Annotated in this window: 19 protein-coding genes; 5 read left to right on the top strand and 14 right to left on the bottom strand. The window is 72.0% G+C overall.

What is annotated here, in order from left to right; all coding sequences use genetic code 11:
- Window positions 1-56: 56 nt before the first annotated feature.
- Window positions 57-965, bottom strand: a complete 909-nt coding sequence (locus AB0A74_RS13965) for a LysR family transcriptional regulator (protein ID WP_358249283.1) — start codon at window positions 963-965, stop codon at window positions 57-59.
- 73 nt (window positions 966-1,038) lie between these two features.
- On the opposite strand from AB0A74_RS13965, the gene AB0A74_RS13960 reads away from it, so the two are divergent.
- Both AB0A74_RS13960 and AB0A74_RS13955 read left to right on the top strand, forming a co-directional pair.
- Window positions 1,039-1,947 (top strand): EamA family transporter, encoded by a 909-nt coding sequence (locus tag AB0A74_RS13960; RefSeq protein WP_358249281.1) that lies wholly within the window; start codon window positions 1,039-1,041, stop codon window positions 1,945-1,947.
- A gap of 15 nt (window positions 1,948-1,962) precedes the next feature.
- Window positions 1,963-2,889, top strand: coding sequence for a pentapeptide repeat-containing protein (locus AB0A74_RS13955; RefSeq protein WP_358249279.1), 927 nt, complete (start codon window positions 1,963-1,965; stop codon window positions 2,887-2,889).
- 359 nt (window positions 2,890-3,248) lie between these two features.
- On the opposite strand, the gene AB0A74_RS13950 is transcribed toward AB0A74_RS13955, so the two are convergent.
- The gene (locus tag AB0A74_RS13950) at window positions 3,249-4,814 is read right to left on the bottom strand and encodes a cobyric acid synthase (protein WP_358249277.1); all 1,566 of its coding nucleotides are present in this window, start codon (window positions 4,812-4,814) and stop codon (window positions 3,249-3,251) included.
- Window positions 4,815-4,821: 7 nt separating this feature from the next.
- Between AB0A74_RS13950 and AB0A74_RS13945 the strand changes: the two genes are divergently transcribed.
- The gene (locus AB0A74_RS13945) at window positions 4,822-5,529 is read left to right on the top strand and encodes a hypothetical protein (protein ID WP_358249276.1); all 708 of its coding nucleotides are present in this window, start codon (window positions 4,822-4,824) and stop codon (window positions 5,527-5,529) included.
- On the opposite strand, the gene map is transcribed toward AB0A74_RS13945, so the two are convergent.
- Genes map through dxr form a run of 8 tightly spaced genes read right to left on the bottom strand, consistent with a single transcriptional unit; the run spans window position 5,516 to window position 13,447 of the window.
- Entirely contained in the window at window positions 5,516-6,373 is an 858-nt protein-coding gene (gene map, locus AB0A74_RS13940; RefSeq protein WP_358249274.1) for a type I methionyl aminopeptidase, read from the bottom strand. The genes AB0A74_RS13945 and map overlap by 14 nt on opposite strands.
- A gap of 57 nt (window positions 6,374-6,430) precedes the next feature.
- Window positions 6,431-6,823 carry a type II toxin-antitoxin system VapC family toxin gene (locus tag AB0A74_RS13935; RefSeq protein ID WP_358249272.1) on the bottom strand — a complete coding sequence of 131 codons (393 nt, stop codon included), beginning with the start codon at window positions 6,821-6,823 and terminating at the stop codon, window positions 6,431-6,433.
- Window positions 6,820-7,092: a type II toxin-antitoxin system prevent-host-death family antitoxin gene (locus tag AB0A74_RS13930; RefSeq protein ID WP_358249271.1), complete on the bottom strand. Its 273-nt coding sequence runs from the start codon at window positions 7,090-7,092 to the stop codon at window positions 6,820-6,822. The genes AB0A74_RS13935 and AB0A74_RS13930 overlap by 4 nt, the downstream gene beginning before the upstream one ends.
- Before the next feature lie 27 nt (window positions 7,093-7,119).
- Complete coding sequence (locus AB0A74_RS13925; RefSeq protein WP_358249269.1) at window positions 7,120-8,913, bottom strand: penicillin-binding transpeptidase domain-containing protein; 1,794 nt, start codon at window positions 8,911-8,913, stop codon at window positions 7,120-7,122.
- 33 nt (window positions 8,914-8,946) lie between these two features.
- Window positions 8,947-9,801 (bottom strand): GNAT family N-acetyltransferase, encoded by an 855-nt coding sequence (locus AB0A74_RS13920; protein WP_358249267.1) that lies wholly within the window; start codon window positions 9,799-9,801, stop codon window positions 8,947-8,949.
- A 49-nt stretch (window positions 9,802-9,850) separates the two neighbouring features.
- Window positions 9,851-10,984: a flavodoxin-dependent (E)-4-hydroxy-3-methylbut-2-enyl-diphosphate synthase gene (gene ispG, locus AB0A74_RS13915; RefSeq protein WP_358249373.1), complete on the bottom strand. Its 1,134-nt coding sequence runs from the start codon at window positions 10,982-10,984 to the stop codon at window positions 9,851-9,853.
- Window positions 10,985-11,030: 46 nt separating this feature from the next.
- Window positions 11,031-12,224, bottom strand: coding sequence for a site-2 protease family protein (locus tag AB0A74_RS13910; RefSeq protein ID WP_358249265.1), 1,194 nt, complete (start codon window positions 12,222-12,224; stop codon window positions 11,031-11,033).
- Between the two features lie 2 nt (window positions 12,225-12,226).
- A complete protein-coding gene (gene dxr, locus AB0A74_RS13905) occupies window positions 12,227-13,447 on the bottom strand; it encodes a 1-deoxy-D-xylulose-5-phosphate reductoisomerase (RefSeq protein ID WP_358249263.1) in 1,221 nt (406 codons plus the stop codon).
- A 158-nt stretch (window positions 13,448-13,605) separates the two neighbouring features.
- On the opposite strand from dxr, the gene AB0A74_RS13900 reads away from it, so the two are divergent.
- The gene (locus tag AB0A74_RS13900) at window positions 13,606-13,872 is read left to right on the top strand and encodes a GlsB/YeaQ/YmgE family stress response membrane protein (protein ID WP_121226543.1); all 267 of its coding nucleotides are present in this window, start codon (window positions 13,606-13,608) and stop codon (window positions 13,870-13,872) included.
- Between the two features lie 117 nt (window positions 13,873-13,989).
- A complete protein-coding gene (locus AB0A74_RS13895; protein ID WP_358249261.1) occupies window positions 13,990-14,337 on the top strand; it encodes a hypothetical protein in 348 nt (115 codons plus the stop codon).
- A gap of 2 nt (window positions 14,338-14,339) precedes the next feature.
- Here AB0A74_RS13895 and AB0A74_RS13890 read toward each other — a convergent pair whose 3' ends face one another.
- The 4 genes from AB0A74_RS13890 to AB0A74_RS13875 are packed head-to-tail and all read right to left on the bottom strand — an operon-like array spanning window position 14,340 to window position 18,332.
- Complete coding sequence (locus AB0A74_RS13890; protein WP_358249259.1) at window positions 14,340-14,990, bottom strand: response regulator transcription factor; 651 nt, start codon at window positions 14,988-14,990, stop codon at window positions 14,340-14,342.
- Between the two features lie 3 nt (window positions 14,991-14,993).
- Window positions 14,994-16,634 carry a histidine kinase gene (locus AB0A74_RS13885; RefSeq protein ID WP_358249257.1) on the bottom strand — a complete coding sequence of 547 codons (1,641 nt, stop codon included), beginning with the start codon at window positions 16,632-16,634 and terminating at the stop codon, window positions 14,994-14,996.
- Between the two features lie 40 nt (window positions 16,635-16,674).
- A complete protein-coding gene (locus tag AB0A74_RS13880; RefSeq protein ID WP_358249255.1) occupies window positions 16,675-17,487 on the bottom strand; it encodes an ABC transporter permease in 813 nt (270 codons plus the stop codon).
- Entirely contained in the window at window positions 17,484-18,332 is an 849-nt protein-coding gene (locus AB0A74_RS13875) for an ABC transporter permease (protein ID WP_358249253.1), read from the bottom strand. Before AB0A74_RS13875 ends, AB0A74_RS13880 begins: the two co-directional genes overlap by 4 nt.
- Window positions 18,333-18,369 lie beyond the last annotated feature (37 nt).

Here is an 18,369-nt window from a genome sequence, read left to right as displayed (position 1 = left end):
GCAACCAGGGTCGTCGGCGCGCGCCGCGCCGCTGGCCCGGGTTGCGCGATCGTTACTCAGGCGGTCGAACGTTCACCCCAACAGCCGTGCAGCGCCGCCAGGGTGGCCGCCACGGCGGGCCGCCGGGTGGCCTGCGTCCGCCACACCGCGAACACCCGGCGCGTGGGCGTCGGCGTGAACGGCACCGCCCGGACCGCGGCGGGCAGTTCGCCGCGCCCGAGCCGGGGCAGCAACGCGACCCCGATCCCCTTGGACAGCAACGCCAACTGGGTCTCGTACTCGGCGATCCGGTAGGCGAGGTCGGGTTCCAGGCCCGCACCGCGGAAGGTGTTGACCAGCCAGTCGTGGCAGATGGTGCCCTCCGGCTGGCAGATCCACCGCTCCCCCGCCAGGTCCTCCGGCACCACGACCTCGCGCGCCGCCAACCGGTGCGACACCGGCAACAGCACGTCCGCGACGTCTTCGCCCAACCGGACCCGCGACACCGCGTCCGGCACGGCCAACGGCGTGTTGACCCAGTCGTGCGTGACCGCCATGTCCAGCTCGCCCCGCGCCACCGCCTCCAGGCCCTCCGGCGGGTCCATCTCCACCAGCCGCACGTCCAGCGCCGGGTGGTCCCGCGCGAGCGCCACGAGCGTCGCCGGCAGCAAACCGCGCGCAGCCGTGGCGAACGCGCCGATGCGCAGCTCCCCGACCGCCGCCCCGCGCTGCTCCTCCAGCGTGACCTCGGCTTCCTCGACCAGCTTCAGCACCTGCCCGGCCGTGGTCGCCAACAGGAACCCGGCGTCGGTCAACGCCACGCCGCGCCCGCGCCGTTCCAACAGCGTCGTGCGGGTCTCGCGCTCCAGCTTGGCGATCTGCTGGGACACCGCCGACGGCGTGTACCCCAGCGCGGTGGCCGCCGCGCCCACCGACCCGTGCGTGGCGACGGCGTGCAGCGCCCGCAACCTCCCGAGATCGAGCATGTAGCGATACTAAACCCAAAACCTAAGCAGTATTCGCTGGTGCTAAACAGTGCGTCCGCGAAGACTCGGCGGGGTGAAACCTCGCCACGTCGCCCTGGCGGTCCTCGTCACGAGCATCTGGGGCGTCAACTTCGTCGTCATCAAGGTCGGTCTCGCCGAGTTCCCGCCGCTGCTGTTCTCCGCGCTGCGCTTCCTGGCCGCCGCCGTGCCCGCGCTGTGGTTCGTCGGCCGGCCGCGGGTGGCGTGGAAGTGGGTGCTCGCGGTCGGGTTCCTGCTCGGCGTGGCCAAGTTCGGGCTGCTCTTCCTCGGCATGGGCGCGGGCATGCCGGCCGGGCTGTCGTCGCTGGTCCTGCAGAGCCAGGTCATCTTCACGGTGGTCTTCGCCGCCGTCCTGCTCCGCGAGCGCCCACGCCCGGTGCAACTGGCCGGCATGGCCGTGGCCGCCGTCGGGATCATGCTCATCGCGCTGGACTACGGCGTCGGCAGCCCGATCGCCGCGTTGCTGCTGGTCGTGCTGGGCGCGGTCGCGTGGGGGCTGTCCAACGTCGCCACCCGCTACGCCAAGCCGCCGGACGCGTTGAGCTTCATCGTCTGGGTCAGCGCCGTCGCGGTCCTGCCGCTGCTCGGGCTGTCGCTGGTGTTCGAGGGCCCGGCCGCCGGGTGGGCCGCGCTGAGCGACCTGCGCTGGACCGGCGTGAGCGCGTTGCTGTTCATCGCCTGGGTCTCGACGCTGTTCGGGTTCGGCGTCTGGGGGTTCCTGCTGCGCGAGTACGACGCCTCGACCGTGGTGCCGTTCGCGCTGCTGGTCCCGGTGGCGGGCATGTTCTCCGGCTGGTTGCTGCTGGACGAGGCCGTGTCGCCGGTGCGGATCGGGGCCGCCGCCCTGGTGATCGCGGGCATGGCGGCCACGACCGTCCGGTGGTCGAAACCGGCGACACCCCCGATCGTGCACAGAGAGGTGGTTGACGCTCGCAGCGGGTGACGATTACCTGGGTGCGTGGAGCACCGGGTGCTGTCGGCCAGGACGATCACCGCCTGGGGCGTCGGGCTGGTCGTCCTGGCGGCGGCGGCCGTGGTGGTCCTGCTGGTGACGCTGGGGTCCGGTGACGCGCGCGACGGCGTGCGGCTGGACGTGATCCGGACGGCGTCCAGCATCGTGCTCGGCGCGGGCGGCGCGGCGGCGCTGCTGCTGACCGCCCGCCGCCAGCGGTCCACCGAGCTGGACCTCGCGCAGAAGGACCACGACGCCACCGAGCGCCGCGTCACCGAGCTGTACGGCAAGGCCGCGGACCAGTTGGGCAGCGACAAGGCCCCGGTGCGGCTGGCCGGCCTCTACGCCCTCGAACGGCTCGCCCAGGGCAACCCCGCGCACCGGCAGACCATCGTCAACCTGGTGTGCGCCTACCTGCGGATGCCGTTCAGCCTCCCGCCGGACACCCGCGACCGCATCGGCCCGCGCGACACCGGCAAGTTCCAGGAGCAGGAGGTCCGGCAGACCGCCACCGACCTGCTCGTCGGCCACCTGCGGCCGGACCGCCCGGAGGCGTTCTGGTCGGACGTGGACCTCGACCTGTCCCACGCCACCCTCGTGAAGCTCACGCTCACCCACGCGCGGGTGCGGTCGGCGTCGTTCACGGGGACGACGTTCGTGGGCCCGGCGACGTTCCGGGGCACGCGGTTCACCGGCCCGGCCGACTTCCGCGAGGCCCGGTTCCGCGGGCTCGCGGACTTCCGCCGGGTCACGTTCGCCGAGGCCGTGTTCCGCGGCGCGCGGTTCGAGGGCGAGACCGACTTCGGCGTCCACACCGCGGCCGCCCTTGACGGAGCGCGCACGAAACTCGGCGACGCGCGGCGGAAGTGGCCGGAAGGGTGGACGGAAGCGCCCTCGGACAGCGGTTGGGCCGTTCTCCGTCACGAGAAGTAGCGGCTCTTCCCCCGATCGGGCCACGTATTCCGGAGGGCGTCACCGGTACTTTCCCTATACAGCCACTCGCGCTGGAAAGGGGGACGCCTGCCATGCGATGCGACGCGCGTCAAGCACGCGGGACCTCCTCGGGCCTGAACCGCACCTCGGTGCCGGAGAAGTAAGGCCCCTTCTCGACTTCGCAGTGGTTCCGCACCGCGGCCCGGCCCGCGCGGACCACCGGTGACCCGGCGAGTGGAAGCCCCGGCTTGGTGGCCGATCAGGCCCCGCTCCGCCGCACCCCGGTGACAACCCGCCCGAGAGCACGCCGTTGGTGGCACCCGGCGCGACTTGGTGGTCGCGCACGACCCCGACACCGCTCAGGCGATCGGCGGGGCGCCCGCGGGTGGGACGACTCGAAGTCCGGCCGGAGCACCGTGTTCGAGCAACGCGAGCACCGCGTCCGTGTCGAGGTGGTCGGCGACCAGGTCGCCCAGCAGGTCCAGCTGCGCCGCACGGCGGCCGGCGAAGTCCGTGTCCGGGGCGGGGGTGAACCCGTCGCGGCCCGCGTGGCCCGCCGCCCACCGCAGGAACGCGCGGCGGAAGCCGTCGTTCTCCAGCAGGCCGTGCCAGTGCGTGCCGGCGACCCGGCCGGCCAGGACGCCCTCCGGCGTGCCGTCGGGCAGGGTGATCAGGCCCGGTCCGGTCGAGCGGACCACGCGGCCGTGGTGGATCTCGTACCCGGTGACCGGTTCGCCCAGCGCTGCGCCGTGCGGGCGGTGCAGGGTCTTCTCCGGCTCGAACCGGATGTCCACGTCGAGCAGGCCCAGGCCCTCGACGGCGCCCGCGCGCGACTCGACGGCGTCCTCGATGGCGCGGCCGAGCATCTGGAAGCCGCCGCAGACGCCCAGGACCGGGCCGTCGTGGCGGGCGATCGCGTCGGCCAGCCCGGTGGTCCGCAGCCAGTGCAGGTCGCTGACCGTGGCCTTGGAGCCCGGCACGACGACGAGGTCCGCGTCGGCCAGCCGGGACGGCTCGGTGACGAACCGCACCGACACGCCCGGCTCGCACGCCAGCGCCTCCACGTCGGTGGCGTTGGAGATGCGCGGCAACCGCACCACGGCCACCCGCAGCCACTGGTCGCCGTGCGGGGGCGCGGGGCGGCCGATCACGCCGTCGGCGGTGTAGGACAGGGAGTCCTCGGCGTCGAGCCACAGCTCCTCGCGCCACGGCAGCACGCCCAGCACGGGCCGCCCGGTGAGGGCGTCGAGCTGGCGCAGGCCGGGGTCGAGCAGGGCGGGGTCGCCGCGGAACTTGTTCACCACGAACCCGCTGACCAGGGCCTGGTCGGCGGGGTCGAGCAGGGCGAGGGTGCCGAACAGGTGCGCGAAGATCCCGCCGCGGTCGATGTCGCCGACGACGATGACGGGCAGGTCCGCCGCGCGCGCCAGGCCCATGTTGGCGATGTCGTTCGCCCGCAGGTTGATCTCGGTCGGGGAACCCGCGCCCTCGCAGACCACGGCGTCGAAGTCCCGGCGCAGACCATCCAGGGTGGACAGGACGGTCCGCATCAGCCCGGCCTTGCGCTCGCGGTAGGACAGGGCCGACACCTCGCCGACCGCCTTGCCCAGCACCACCACCTGCGAGGAGCGGTCACCGCCGGGCTTGAGCAGCACGGGGTTGAACCGCACGCTGGGCTCCAGCCCGCACGCCGCCGCCTGGAGCGCCTGGGCCCGGCCGATCTCGCCGCCCTCGACCGTGACCACGGAGTTGTTGGACATGTTCTGGGCCTTGAACGGCGCGGTCCGCACCCCCAGCCGGGTCAGCCAGCGGCACAACCCGGCCGCCAGGACGCTCTTGCCCGCGTCCGAGGTCGTGCCCGCGACCAGCAGCGCACCGCCCACAGTCCTCGAAGTCCCTCCGTTGTCGGTCCCGGCTGACATCATCCACGTCATGGTCGACGTGCCCGCCACCACCGTCCTGGTGCACAGCCCCTACCTCGGTCCGGCGAGCCTGCGCCCCCTGGCCGACGCGCTGGCCGCGCACGGCCACCCGACGCTCCTGCTCGACCTGCGGGTCACCGTGAACGCGGCCCCCGTGCACCAGCGGATCATCGGGGTCTTCGCCGACGCCGTGGAGGACTCGCTGGTGGAGGGCGAGCTGGTGCTGGTCGGGCACAGCGGCGCCGGTCCCCTCCTGCCGGCCTTCGCCGACGCCCTGGAGACCCCGGTGGCGGGCCTGGTGTTCCTGGACGCCGAACTGCCCACGCCCGGCCGAAGCTGGCGCGACGACGCCCCGGCCGAGCGCATGGCCCACCTCAAGGCGATCTCCCGCGACGGCCTGATGCCCCGGTGGGACACGTGGTTCGCACCCGAGGTGCTCTCGGCGATGGTGCCGGACGTGCGGTTGCTGGAGGAGATCGTCGGCGAGGCCCCCGAGGTGCCGCTGGCGTTCCTCAAGGAGCCCCGCCCGACGGTGTCCTGGACCGGGCCGTGCGGCTACCTCCAGCTCAGCGAGGCCTACGCGGACGCCGCCGCCGGGGCCCGCGCGCTGGGCTGGCCGGTGCGGTCGCTGGACGCGCACCACCTGGCCGCCGCGGCCACGCCCGAACCGGTCGCCGCCGCCGTGGCCGGCCTGGTGGCCGACCTCAGCAGACGGTGAGGATCTCGGCCCCGTCCTCGGTGACCACGATCGTGTGCTCGAACTGGGCGGTCCAGCTCTTGTCGCGGGTGGTGACCGTCCAGCCGTCGGCCCACATGTCGTGGTCGATGCCGCCGAGCGTGATCATGGGCTCGATGGTGAACGTCATGCCCGTCTCGATGACCGTGGGCACGTGCGGGGCGTCGTAGTGCAGCACGACCAGGCCGCTGTGGAACGTGCGGCCGATGCCGTGCCCGGTGAAGTCGCGCACCACGCCGTAGCCGAACCGGTTGGCGTAGGACTCGATGACCCGGCCGACCACGTTGAGCTGACGACCGGGCTTGACCGCCTTGATCGCCCGCATGGTGGCCTCGTGGGTGCGCTCGACCAGCAGCTTGACCTCGTCGCTGACCTCGCCCGCGAGGAAGGTGGCGTTGGTGTCGCCGTGCACGCCGCCGATGTAGGCGGTGACGTCGACGTTGACGATGTCGCCGTCCTGGACGACGGTCGAGTCGGGGATGCCGTGGCAGATGACCTCGTTCAACGAGGTGCAGCACGACTTGGGGAAGCCGCGGTAGCCCAGCGTCGAGGGGTAGGCGCCGTTGTCGCAGAGGAACTCGTGCACGACGGCGTCGATCTCGTCGGTGGTGACACCGGGCACGATGACCTTCCCGGCCTCCTGCAACGCCTGCGCGGCCAACCGCCCGGCGACGCGCATCGCCTCGATCACCTCGGGCGGCTGCACCCACGGGTCGGTGTTGCGCTTGGGCTCCTTGCGATCCACGTACTCGGGCCGCTCGATCTCAGCGGGCACCGGACGACGCGGGGAGAGCACACCGGGCTCAAGAGGGGCACGCACGGACATGCCCTCCACAGTACGGCGTGCCCGTGACGCTCTGTGCGCCGTATACCCGCAATGCGGTCAGGAGCCCCCTGGCGAGGCGACCGGCAACCCCAACTCGTCCGCCGCCGCCAGCAACCGCTTGTCGTAGGCGACGAACGCGTCCAGATCGCCGCGCAGCAGCAACGCCGAGGCGAGGTGGATGGCGTCCAGGCTGCGCAGCTCGACCGCGAGGTCCCCGGCCCGGTCGAGCAGGTTGAAGGTCATCGGGACGAATTCGACGCCGGAGAGCACTCGGCGCGCCCGCTCCCCGAGCCGCTCGGCATCCCGCCGCACGGCCAGAACGACCTCGGTGCGGGCGATCGCGCTGCTGGTGACCGGCTCGGTGTGGACCCGGAGCCAGTCGCGGAGTTCGGCACTTTCGGCTTCCTTCCGCACGAGCTTGACGAGCGCGGAGGAGTCGAGGTAGATCAAAGCCGGTCCTCCCGGTTCGCCTGCAGTTCGGCCGAGACGTCGAGGTCGGACTCGACGGGGTCCTCCAGGAGCACGTCACGGCCGGCGTCAGCACGCAGGAGTTCACCGCTGAGACGAAGGCGGTCCCGGAGCGTCGCGTCCCGCGGCGGCGGGTTGAGCACCGCGACCGGCACACCGTGGTCCGTGACCGTGATCGACTCCCCCGCTGCCACGCGCCGCAGGTAGACGCTGGCGTTCTGACGCAGTTCGCGGACGCCTATCGACTCCATGTGCTACACGGTAGCACGGTGCTCCGTTCAGCCCAGCGCGCGCAGGAACCGGGCCGAGGCGTCGACGGCCGGAGCGGAGGTGTTGGTGCCCAGCAGCAACGTCGCGAACGCCACGTCGCCCCGGTACCCCACGAACCAGCCGTGCGAGTTGGTCCCGTCACCGAACTGAGCCGTCCCCGTCTTGCCCCGCACGTCCCCGTACGGCCGCAGCTGCGGGGCCGTGCCCGACTCGACCACCTCGCGCATCATCGCCCGCAGCGGCTCCAGGACCGTGGGCGACGGCGCGGTCGGCTTCAGGTTCGCCTTCGTCTCGCGGCCCTTCAGCAGCGCCGGCGTGGGCATCGAGCCGTGGGCCGCCGTGGCCGCCGCCAGCGCCATGCCGAACGGGCTCGCCAGCAGCTTGCCCTGGCCGAAGCCGTCCTCCGCGCGTTCCACGACGTCCGTCGCGGGCGGGACCGAGCCGGTGATGGTGGTGATGGCCGGGATCTCGAAGTCGACGCCCAGGCCGAACTTCTCCGCCTGCTTGGTCAGCGCGTCCGCCGGCAGTTCCGAGGCGATCTTGGCGAACGTCGTGTTGCACGAGAACGCGAACGCCGAGTGCAGCGGGATCGTCCCCTTGTCGAACTCCTTGTCGTTGGGCACGATCCGCCGCCCGTCGATGGTCATCTTGCCCGGGCACGGCTGCGGCGAGTCCGCGGACACACCCGCCTCCACGGCCGCCGCCGCGGTGATCATCTTGAACGTGGACCCGGGCGGGAACCGGCCGGTCAGCGCGATGGCGCCCTGGTCGTCGGCGGGCTTGTTCTGGGCCACGGCGAGGATGTCGCCGGTCGACGCGGACAGCGCCACCAGCATCGCGGGCTCGGCGATCGGCTCCAGCGCGTCCTCGGCCGCGGTCTGCACGGCCCGGCTCATGCCGGTGGACACCGCCTCGGCGGGCTCGGGCGCCACCTCGTGCAGGTCCTCGACCTCGGCGCCGGCCGCGTTGACGGTGAAGATCCGCAACCCGGCCCGCCCGGCGATCTCCTCCTCCACGGCCTTGCGCACCGCGGGCAGCACCTGCGACCCGAAGTCCCGCGCCGGCGCGAGCAGGCTCGTCTGGCTGGTGAACCGCACCCCGGGCAGCTCGTAGATCTCCGGCTTCACGCTCTGGTAGTCGGCGTCGCGCAACGCCGCCACCTGGTACACCTGCCCGGCGGGCACCTTGCCCACGCCCTCGGTGATCGACGCCGCCGTGATCTTCGGGTCGATCCGGGCCAGCGCCGCGCCCAGCGCGCCGGCCACCGCGCCCACGTCACCGGCCTGCGCCGGGTCCAACAGGATCGAGATCACCTGTTCGGGTGACAGCAGGGGCGTGCCCTCGCGGTCCAGGACGGGGGCCAGCGCGGGCTTCACCTCGGACGCCCCGATCGACTGCTGCGCGCTCAGCTTCGGGTGCAGCACGGTCGGCGCCCAGTGCACCTTCCACGCGTCCTCTTCGCGGCGCAGGTCGAACTTCGTCTGGTACGACCACACCCGGCCGTGCTCCAGCTCCCACTCCAGCTTCGCGGTGGCGTCGGCCGACGACGACTCGCCCGCCGAGCGCACCTGTTCGGCAGAGGCCCGCACGGCGGTCGGCTTGAGCGCGCCGCGGACCTTCTCCAGCAGCTCCTTCGCCCCGCCGGGGTCGTCGGTCATCGCGACGGCGCCGTCGACGTCACCGGAGGCCAGCTTGGCCAGGAAGTCCCCGGCGACCTGGTCGGGACCGGGTTTGGAGGAGAACAGGCCGCATCCGCTGAGCACCAGGAGAGCCACCACGGCCAGGGCAGTCCGGAGGGTCACGGGAGGTGAGTATGCCCGGTGGCGGGAACCGCCCTAGAACAGCACCGTCGCGTACTGGCCGACCTGGGTGAACCCGATGCGGCGGTAGGCCGCGCGGGCGACGTCGTTGTAGCTGTTCACGTACAGCGAGGCGGTCCGGCCCAGGCCGCGCACCAGGCGTTCGGCGACCGCGGCGGTCCCGGCGGTGCCGATGCCCTGCCCGCGCCGGTCCGGCCGCACCCACACGCCCTGGATCTGGCCGACCTTGTTCGACATGGCCCCGATCTCGGCCTTGAACACCACGTCCCGGCCCTCGAACCGGGCGAACGCGCGACCGCTGGAGATCAGCTCGGCCACCCGCGCCCGGTAGGACGCGCCGCCGTCGTCGGCGCACGGATCGACGCCGACCTCCTCGATGAACATGGCCACCGCCGCCGGCAGGTACCGGTCCAGCTCGTCCGGGCGCACCGGCCGCACCAGCGGGTCCGGGGTGACCGACGGCGTGCGGCCCAGCGCCATCAGCGGCTGGTCGCCGCGCACCTCGCGGGCCGGGCCCCAGTCCGGGGCCAACTCCTCCCACAGCGCCAGCACCTGCTCGGCGGGCCCGACCAGGGACGAGCACATGCGGCCCCGCCGCCGCGCGCGGTCGGCGAAGCTGCGGATGGCGGACGCGTTGCCGCACAGCGGGATGAGGTTGGGCCCGGCGAAGCACAGGGCGTCCAGCCGGGCGCCGCGCAGCGACCGGTGGTCGTAGGCCCACACCTCGCCGCCCAGTCGCCACGGGTCCAGCCCGGCGACCTCGACCCGGGCGGCCACCATGCAGGCGGCCACCGGGTCGCCCGACAGCACCGCGAGGACCTCGTTGAGGTCCCGCTCGTCCAGGACGCGCGCGCCGGCAAGCCTCAGCACGCTTCAAGCCTGCCAGATGGACCGCATTCCACGCGCGTCCGCCACCCGCTCAGCCGACCGTCACGACCGGTTCGCCGTCACCCGCGGTCTCGCCCATCTCCTCGGCGATGCGCATGGCCTCCTCGATCAGGGTCTCCACGATCTGGTGCTCGGGGACGGTCTTGATGACCTTGCCCTTGACGAAGATCTGGCCCTTGCCGTTGCCCGAGGCGACGCCCAGGTCGGCCTCACGCGCCTCGCCCGGCCCGTTGACCACGCAGCCCATGACGGCCACGCGCAGCGGCACCTCCATGCCCTCCAGACCGGCGGTGACCTGCTCGGCCAGCGTGTAGACGTCCACCTGGGCCCGACCGCAGGAGGGGCAGGAGACGATCTCCAGCTTGCGGGGCCGCAGGTTGAGCGACTGGAGGATCTGGTGGCCGACCTTGACCTCCTCCACCGGCGGCGCGGACAGCGACACCCGGATGGTGTCGCCGATGCCCTGGCGCAGCAGCGCGCCGAACGCGACGGCGGACTTGATCGTGCCCTGGAACGCCGGACCCGCCTCCGTGACACCCAGGTGGAGCGGGTAGTCGCACTGCTCGGCGAGGATCTCGTAGGCCCGGATCATGATCACCGGGTCGTTGTGCTTGACGCTGATCTTCAGGTCGTGGAAGTCGTGCTCGGCGAACAGCGAGGCCTCCCACAGCGCCGACTCGGCCAGCGCCTCCGGGGTGGCCTTGCCGTACTTGGCCATCAGCCGCGGGTCCAGCGACCCGGCGTTCACGCCGATCCGGATCGGGGTGTTGTGGTCCTTGGCGGCCTGGGCGATCTCGCGGACCTTGTCGTCGAACTTCTTGATGTTGCCCGGGTTCACCCGCACCGCCGCGCACCCGGCCTCGATCGCCGCGAACACGTACTTGGGCTGGAAGTGGATGTCCGCGATCACCGGGATCTGCGACTTGCGCGCGATCGCCGACAACGCGTCCGCGTCGTCCTGCGACGGGCACGCCACCCGCACGATGTCGCAGCCGGCCGCGGTCAGCTCCGCGATCTGCTGCAACGTCGCGTTCACGTCCGCCGTGACCGTCGTGGTCATCGACTGCACCGACACCGGGAACTCACTGCCCACACCGACGGACCCGACCATCAACTGGCGGGTCTTGCGGCGCTCGGACAGCACCGGGGGCGGCAACGCCGGCATCCCGAGCAGCACGCCGTCACTCATGGACAAACACCTCTCACAACGATCACTGGAGCCGGATGGGGTTGACGATGTCCGCGGTCACGGTCAGCAACGTCACCGCACCGCCCACGAAGATCACGAAGTAGGTCAGCGGCAGCAGCCGCAGGTAGTTGACCGGCGCGCCCGCGGGCAGACCGCGCAGCTTCCGGATCCAGTTTCGCACCCGTTCGTACAGGTTGACGGCGATGTGACCACCGTCAAGCGGCAGCAGCGGCAGGAGGTTGAACACGCCGACGAAGAAGTTCAGGCCGGCCAGCATCAGCCAGAAGAACGGCCACAGGCCCTGCTCGACCGCCTCGCCGCCCAGCCGGGACGCGCCGACGACGCTGACCGGGGTGTCCAGGTCGCGCTCGCCGCCGCCGATGGCCTTGACCACCGCCGGGATCTTCTCCGGGAACTTGAGCAGGCCGTGCCAGGTGTTGACGAACATGTCGCCGGTGTACTTGGCGGCCCCGCCGAAGGCCGTGAGCGCGTTGTAGTTGAACTCGGTCTGGTGGAGGATGCCGATCGCGCCGACTTCCTTCTTGTAGGTCGAGCCGTCCTTGCGCACGTACTCCCGGTCGACCCGGGTCACGTCCACGCTGAGCACCAGTTCCCGCTCGCCGCGCTTGACCTTGAAATCGGTGGCGCCGAACCGGTCGCGGGTGACCTTGAGCACGTCGGTCCAGGTCGGCGTGGGGGTGCCGGCCACGGCGACGATCTCGTCGCCCGCCTGGAACCCGGCCTTGCCCGCGGGCGAGGTGTCGCCGGGCTTGCACTCGGTGACCGTGACGCTGGTGACGCACGGCGCGACCTCGGCCACCAGCGGCGTGTTGCGCAGGTTGGGGATGCCGATGATCGCGGCCATCAGGTAGAGGATGAAGAAGCCGAGGATGAAGTGGGTGATGGAGCCCGCGCTGAGCACCACGACCCGCTTCCAGGTCTTCTGCTTGTAGAAGGCGCGGTGCTGGTCCTCCGGCCGGACCTCCTCCAGCGCGGTCATGCCGGTGATCTCGCAGAACCCGCCGGCCGGGATGACCTTCAGGCCGTACTCGGTCTCACCGCGGCGGAAGGACCAGATCTTCGGCCCGAACCCGATGAAGTACCGGGTCACCTTCATCCCGAACATCTTCGCGGTGGCCAAGTGGCCCAGCTCGTGCAGGGCGATCGAGATGCCGATCAGCAGGGCGAACAGCAAGATGCCCAAAAAGAAGACCACTCTCAGTCCCTTCCAGACCCCACCGAAGTGGCCACGAGTTCCCGCGCCCGCGTGCGGGCCCAATCCTCGGCGGCGAGCACCTCGGCGACGTCGGCGGGCTCGTGCGCCCAGCCGTCCGCCTCCGTCAGCACCCGTTCCACCGTGTCCACGATGGACGTGAACGACGTGCCGCCGGCCAGGAAGGTCGCGACCGCTTCCTCGTTGGCGGCGTTGTAGACCGCCGGCAGGCAGCCCCCGCCGGAACCCGCCTGCCTGGCCAGCCGGACCGCCGGGAAGACCTCGTCGTCCAGCGGCTCGAACGTCCAGGCGGTCGGTGATTCGAAGGTACACGCGGCGGCGGCGCCGGGGACGCGCTCGGGCCAGCCCAGGGCGAGCGCGATGGGCAGCCGCATGTCCGGCGGGGACGCCTGCGCGAGGGTCGAGCCGTCGGTGAAGGTGACCATCGAGTGGATGATCGACTGGGGGTGCACGACCACGTCGATGCGGTCGTAGGGGACGCCGAACAGCAGCTGCGCCTCGATCAGCTCCAGCCCCTTGTTGACCAGGGTGGCGGAGTTGACGGTGATCACCGGCCCCATCGACCAGGTGGGGTGGGCGAGCGCCTGAGCTGCGGTGATGCCCTCCAGCTCGGACCGCTTGCGACCGCGGAACGGGCCGCCGGACGCGGTCAGCACGAGCTTGGCGACCTCGGCGTCCGTGCCGCCGCGCAGGCACTGGGCGAGGGCGGAGTGCTCGGAGTCCACGGGCACGATCTGACCGGGCTTGGCGGCCTTGAGCACCAGGGGCCCGCCGGCGATCAACGACTCCTTGTTGGCCAGCGCGAGCGTCGAGCCGGAGTCGAGCGCCCGGAGAGTCGGCTCCAAGCCGATGGACCCGGTGATGCCGTTGAGGACGACGTCCGCGGGGGTCGAGTCGATGAGGTCGACCATGGCGGTCGGCCCGGCGAGGACGCGCGGCAGCGTGAACCCGCCCTTCGCGTACCCCCGCTTCTGCGCCTCGGCGTAGAGGGCGAGCGTGACGTCCTCGACGGCGGTGGTCTTGGCGACGGCGACGGCCTCGACGCCGTGCTCGACGGCCTGGGCCGCCAGCGCGGCCGGGTCGGAGCCGCCGGCGGCGAGCCCGACGACGGAGAAGCGGTCGCGGTTGGCGGCGATGACGTCGAGGGCCTGGGTGCCGACCGAGCCGGTGGACCCGAGGACCAGGACCGTGCGTGGAGTGCTCATCACCGCCCATTGTTCCGGAGCCGAGCTGATGGACCGCACAGCGGTACTCAGGTCACGAGATGATAACGGAGGAGTGGGCTCACTCGAACGTGGGCAACCCCTGATCAAGCGCCACGACGGATTCCGCCCGTCGAGGCCGGCAGGAAGGGAGAGCCCCCGTGGGCATCTTGGGTTGGATCGTACTCGGGTTGATCGCAGGCGCCATCGCCAAGGCGATCATGCCTGGTCGCGACCCGGGTGGCATCATCATCACGATGCTGCTCGGCATCGTCGGGGCCATCATCGGCGGGTTCATCGGCCAGGCCCTGTTCGGCACCGACATCAACACCTTCTTCGACCTGAGCACGTGGCTGCTGGCCATCCTCGGCTCGCTGGTCGTGCTGGGCATCTACCGCCTGGTGACGGGCAACCGCGCACGCGCATAACCCGCACCACACTTCGCGGAGCGCGCACCCCCTCGCGCGCCGCGACCCACAGCCCCCTGTCGACCATCCCCCCGGTCGGCAGGGGGCTGCTTCATGCGCCGGTGGTAGACCTGCCCCGTGAGCGATGACGAAGTGGACGACCTCGACGAACTGCTGGACACCCTTGAGGAGTTGGACGAGGCGACCACCCCCGGCCCCTGGTACACCCGTGCGCTGGACGACGACTACGCGATGTGCCTCACCGCGGTGAGCACCGTCCCCGACACCGGCCGCAACGAGCGGTTCCCCGCGTTCGACCACGGTGAGATCATCGCCGCCACGCTGGTCCAGCACCCGCGCTACGTGGACGTCGCCGACGAGCGCTGGGACGAGAACGCCCTCTTCATCGCCATGGCCCGAGACGCCGTCCCGCGCCTGGTCGCCGAGGTGAGGCGACTGCGGGCGCTGCTGGACGGGAAGGGCTGAACTCAGCCCGCCAGGCCCGCGTCCCGGGCCAGCAACGCCGCCTGCACCCGGTTCGTCAGCCCCAGCTTCGCCAGCAACCGGCTCACGTACGTCTTCACCGTCGCCTCGCTCATGTGCAGCCGCTGCCCGACGTCCGCGTTCGACATCCCCAGCCCCAACAGCGCCAGCACCTCCACCTCACGCTCGGTCAGCCCCTCGACCTGCCGGATGGCCTCCTGCCGTCGCGGTTGGCCCACCTGGGCGACCATCCCCACCACCCGGCTGGTCACCATGGGTGACAGGTACGCCTCCCCCGCGTGCACCGCCCGGACGGCCCGCAGCAGCTCCTCCGGCGCGGAGTCCTTCAGCAGGAACCCCGCCGCGCCGTCGGACAGCGCGCGCACGATGTTGTCGTCCTCACCGAACGTGGTCAGCATCACCACCCGCACCGACGGCGCCACCGACCGCAGCTCGCGGGCCGCCGACAAGCCGTCCAGGCGGGGCATGCGGATGTCCAGCACGGCCACGTCCACGCGCCGTTCGCGGGCGATCCGCACCGCCTCCCGCCCGTCACCGGCCTCGGCGACCAGCTCGATGTCGTCGGCGGTGCCGAGGATGGCCTTGATGCCCGCGCGCATCAACGGCTCGTCGTCGGCGATCAGGACCCGGATCAACGTTCACGCCCCATGGTGCAGGTGGATCTTCTTCTCGACGAGCTTGCCGTCCGCGAAGCAGAAGCGCACGACCTTCACCCCGCCCGACGTGTAGCTCTGGTCGTCGGTCACGAAGTACTCGCAGGCCGCGCCCTCCGGCTCGGGGTCGGCGCCCTGCGTGATGTCGCCCAGGACCGGCGACGACCCGCCGGGGAACGCGGCCCGCAACGCCGACTCGTCGTCCCCGACCGACGCCCGCTCGTACAGCTGCGTCGGCACGACCTTGGTCAACGGCCGGCTGCCCAGCCACACGTACCCGGCGACCACGACCAGCACCACCATCCCGGCCAGCACGATCGACCCGACGCCGGCCCACTTGCGGATGCCGGTCGCGGGCTTGCTCTGCTCCACCGGGATGCCGTCGTCGGACGGCTCGTCGTCGGCCGCCGCCGTGTCCTCGTAGGGCAGGACGGCCGCGATCCGGAACCCGCCGGACGGCAGCTCGCCGACGTGCAGCATGCCGCCCGCCAGGCGCACCCGCTCGCCCAGGCCGACCAGCCCGAACCCGGCCCCGTCGCGCGGCTTGACCCGCGGCGGGTTGTTGCGGACCTCCACGACCAGCGCGTCCGGCTCGTACTTCACGGTCACCTGCACGCTCGCGCCCGGCGCGTGCTTGCTGGCGTTGGTCAGGCCCTCCTGCGCGATCCGGTACGCCGCGTGGCTGACCTTCGCGGGCAGCGGGCACGGCTGGCCGCCGCGCACCAGGCTCACCCGCACCCCGGCCCGCCGCGCGCCCTCGACCAGCTCGTCGATGGCGTCCACGGTGCGCCGGACCTGCTCCTCGTCGGGCTCGTCGCGGCGCAGCACGCCGATGACGCCGCGCAGCTCCTCCATCGCCGTCAACGCCGCGCTGCGCAGCACCTGGACGGCCTCGCGCTGCTTCTCGCCCAGCTCCGAGTCCAGCGACAACGCGCCCGCGTGCACCGAGATCAGGCTCAGCCGGTGGCCGAGGCTGTCGTGCATGTCCTGGGCGATGCGGTTGCGCTCGCGCAGCCGGACCTGCCGCGACACCATGCGCCGTTCCCGCACGACCCGCTCCTCACGCTCCTGCAACGCCGCCACCAGGGCGTTGCGCTGCGCGGTGTAGCGGCCGACGAGGAACGGCAGGACCACGACCATGCCGTAGACGGTGAGGACGATCCACGACCCGAGCGGCCCGTTGAGCGTGGGCGCGGAGAGGTCCCAGGCGACCATGTAGACGGCCAGGCCCAGCGCGGCGGTGACCAGCGAGCGCTGCCACGACGCGATCCGGTAGCCGGCCGCGTAGGACAGCATGATGATCGTGGCGACCCCGCCGTGCTCCAGGGTGAACACGACCCAGGTGGCGGCCAGCAGCGCGAGCGCCGGGAACCCCAGGCGCAGCACGTACAGCCCCACGTACCCGAGGCCGACCAGCACCACCGACCAGCCCTGGAACGGCTTCTCGCCCGCGATGAACCCCGGGTACACGTCCAGCACCACGAGCACGGCGATCGCCAGCAGTTCGCGGCCGACCCGCCACGCGGTGACCGCGCGCAGCCGCTCGGCGTGCGTGCGGAGGAACTCCCGCGGGGCGGCCTTCAGGGCCGCCGCCTCGGGCCGCAGGCGCTGAACGACAGACGTCACAACGGACAACGGTAAACACTCCCCCGGCGCGCCACGGCGTTCATTCGTCGCTGATCGAGCCGACGAAAGTTGACGCCCGCGCACGTTTCGCGGCGACCAGCACCCCGGCGACGAGCAGCGCCGCGCTCGTGGCCACCAGCAGCGTGGACAGCGCCACGATCTCCGGCGACACCCCGCGCTTGCTCGCCTGCGCGTAGACGAACACCGGCAACGTCGTCGAGCCGACCCCGGTCAGGTAGCTGGAGGTCACCACGTCGTCGAACGACAGCAGGAACGCGAACGCCGCGCCCGCCGCGACGGCCGGCGCCACCAGCGGCAACGTGACCGTGCGGAACGCCACCCACGGCCCGGCCCCGAGGTCCGCGGCGGCTTCTTCGAGCCGCGCGTCCATCCCCGCGACCCGGGCCCGCACCACCACGACGACGAAGCTCAGCGAGAACGCCACGTGCGCCGCCAGCAACGCCCCGAACCCGAGCGGGATGCCGGCGAGCTTCACGCAGAACCCCAGCAGCGCCACGCCCAACACCACTTCGGGCACGACCAGCGGCAGGCTCAACAGCACCGTCCACAACCCGCGCCCCGGGAACGCCCGCCGCAGCCCGAACGCCGCCAACGTCCCGATGACGGTGGACACGACCGCGCTGGCCCCGGCGAGCCGCAGGGTCAACCCCAGCGACTCCAGCACGCGCGCGTCGTTGAACAACTCCGCGTACCAACGTCCGGACAACCCCGTGATCCGGCTCAGCGACCGCGACTCGTTGAACGACACCAGCGCCAACCACAGGATCGGCAGGTACAGGAACGCGAAGACCAGCGCCGCCACCGCGCCCAACGCCCACGGCCGCCGGTTCACAGCACGTCCTCCCCGCGCCGCCCGCGCAGCACCAGCACCACGACCACCAGGACCAGCAGCAGGACCGCCATCGCCGAGCCCAGCGGCCAGTTGTTGCCGCCGCGGAACTGGTCGTCGATCACGCTGCCGAACGTCGACTGGTCCACCCCGCCCAGCAGCCGCGGCGTCACGAAGTCGCCCGCCGCCGGCACCAGGACCAGCAACGACCCCGCCAGCACGCCCGGGAACACCCCGGGCAGCACCACCCGGAAGAACGTCGAGACCCGCCCGTGCCCGAGGTCGTGGGAGGCCTCCACCAACCGGTGGTCGAACCGCTCGCACGCCACGTACAGCGGCAGCACCATGAACGGCAGGAACCCGTAGGTCAGGCCCAGCACCACCGCGCCGTCGGTGAGCAGGAACCCGCCTTCGCGGTCCAGCCCCACCGGCTCCAGCACCCGGTTGACCAGGCCTTCCCCGTCCAGCAGCGCCTTCCACGCGTAGATCCGCGCCAGGTACGACGACCAGAACGGCACCAGCACCGCCGCCAGCAGCGCCGTCCGGTACCGCCCGCCGTGCCGCGCGATGAACCACGCCAGCGGGAACCCGAGCAGCAGGCACAGCGCCGTCGTGGTCCCGGCGTAGGCCAGGGTCCGCCCGAAGATCGGCAGGAACGCCGGGTCCAGCGCGGTCCGGTACGCCTGGGTCGTCCACGGCAGCACGGCCCGCGCCACGCCGGTGTCCCGCGTGGCGAAGCTGAACTGGACCACCAGCACCAGCGGTGCGATCAGGAAGACGCCCAGCCACAGGCCGGTGGGGGTGAGGAGGCCGGTGGCGACGAGCCACCCGCGCCGGGTCGAGGACACGAGCCGTGATTGTGCCCGACCACGGACCCTCCCGGCG

This window comes from Saccharothrix sp. NPDC042600, from assembly GCF_040647305.1.
Taxonomy (GTDB): Bacteria; Actinomycetota; Actinomycetes; order Mycobacteriales; family Pseudonocardiaceae; genus Actinosynnema; species Actinosynnema mutabilis.
The sequence above is the reverse complement of the archived record's forward strand: the minus strand, read 5'-3'. Positions and strand labels throughout refer to the sequence as shown.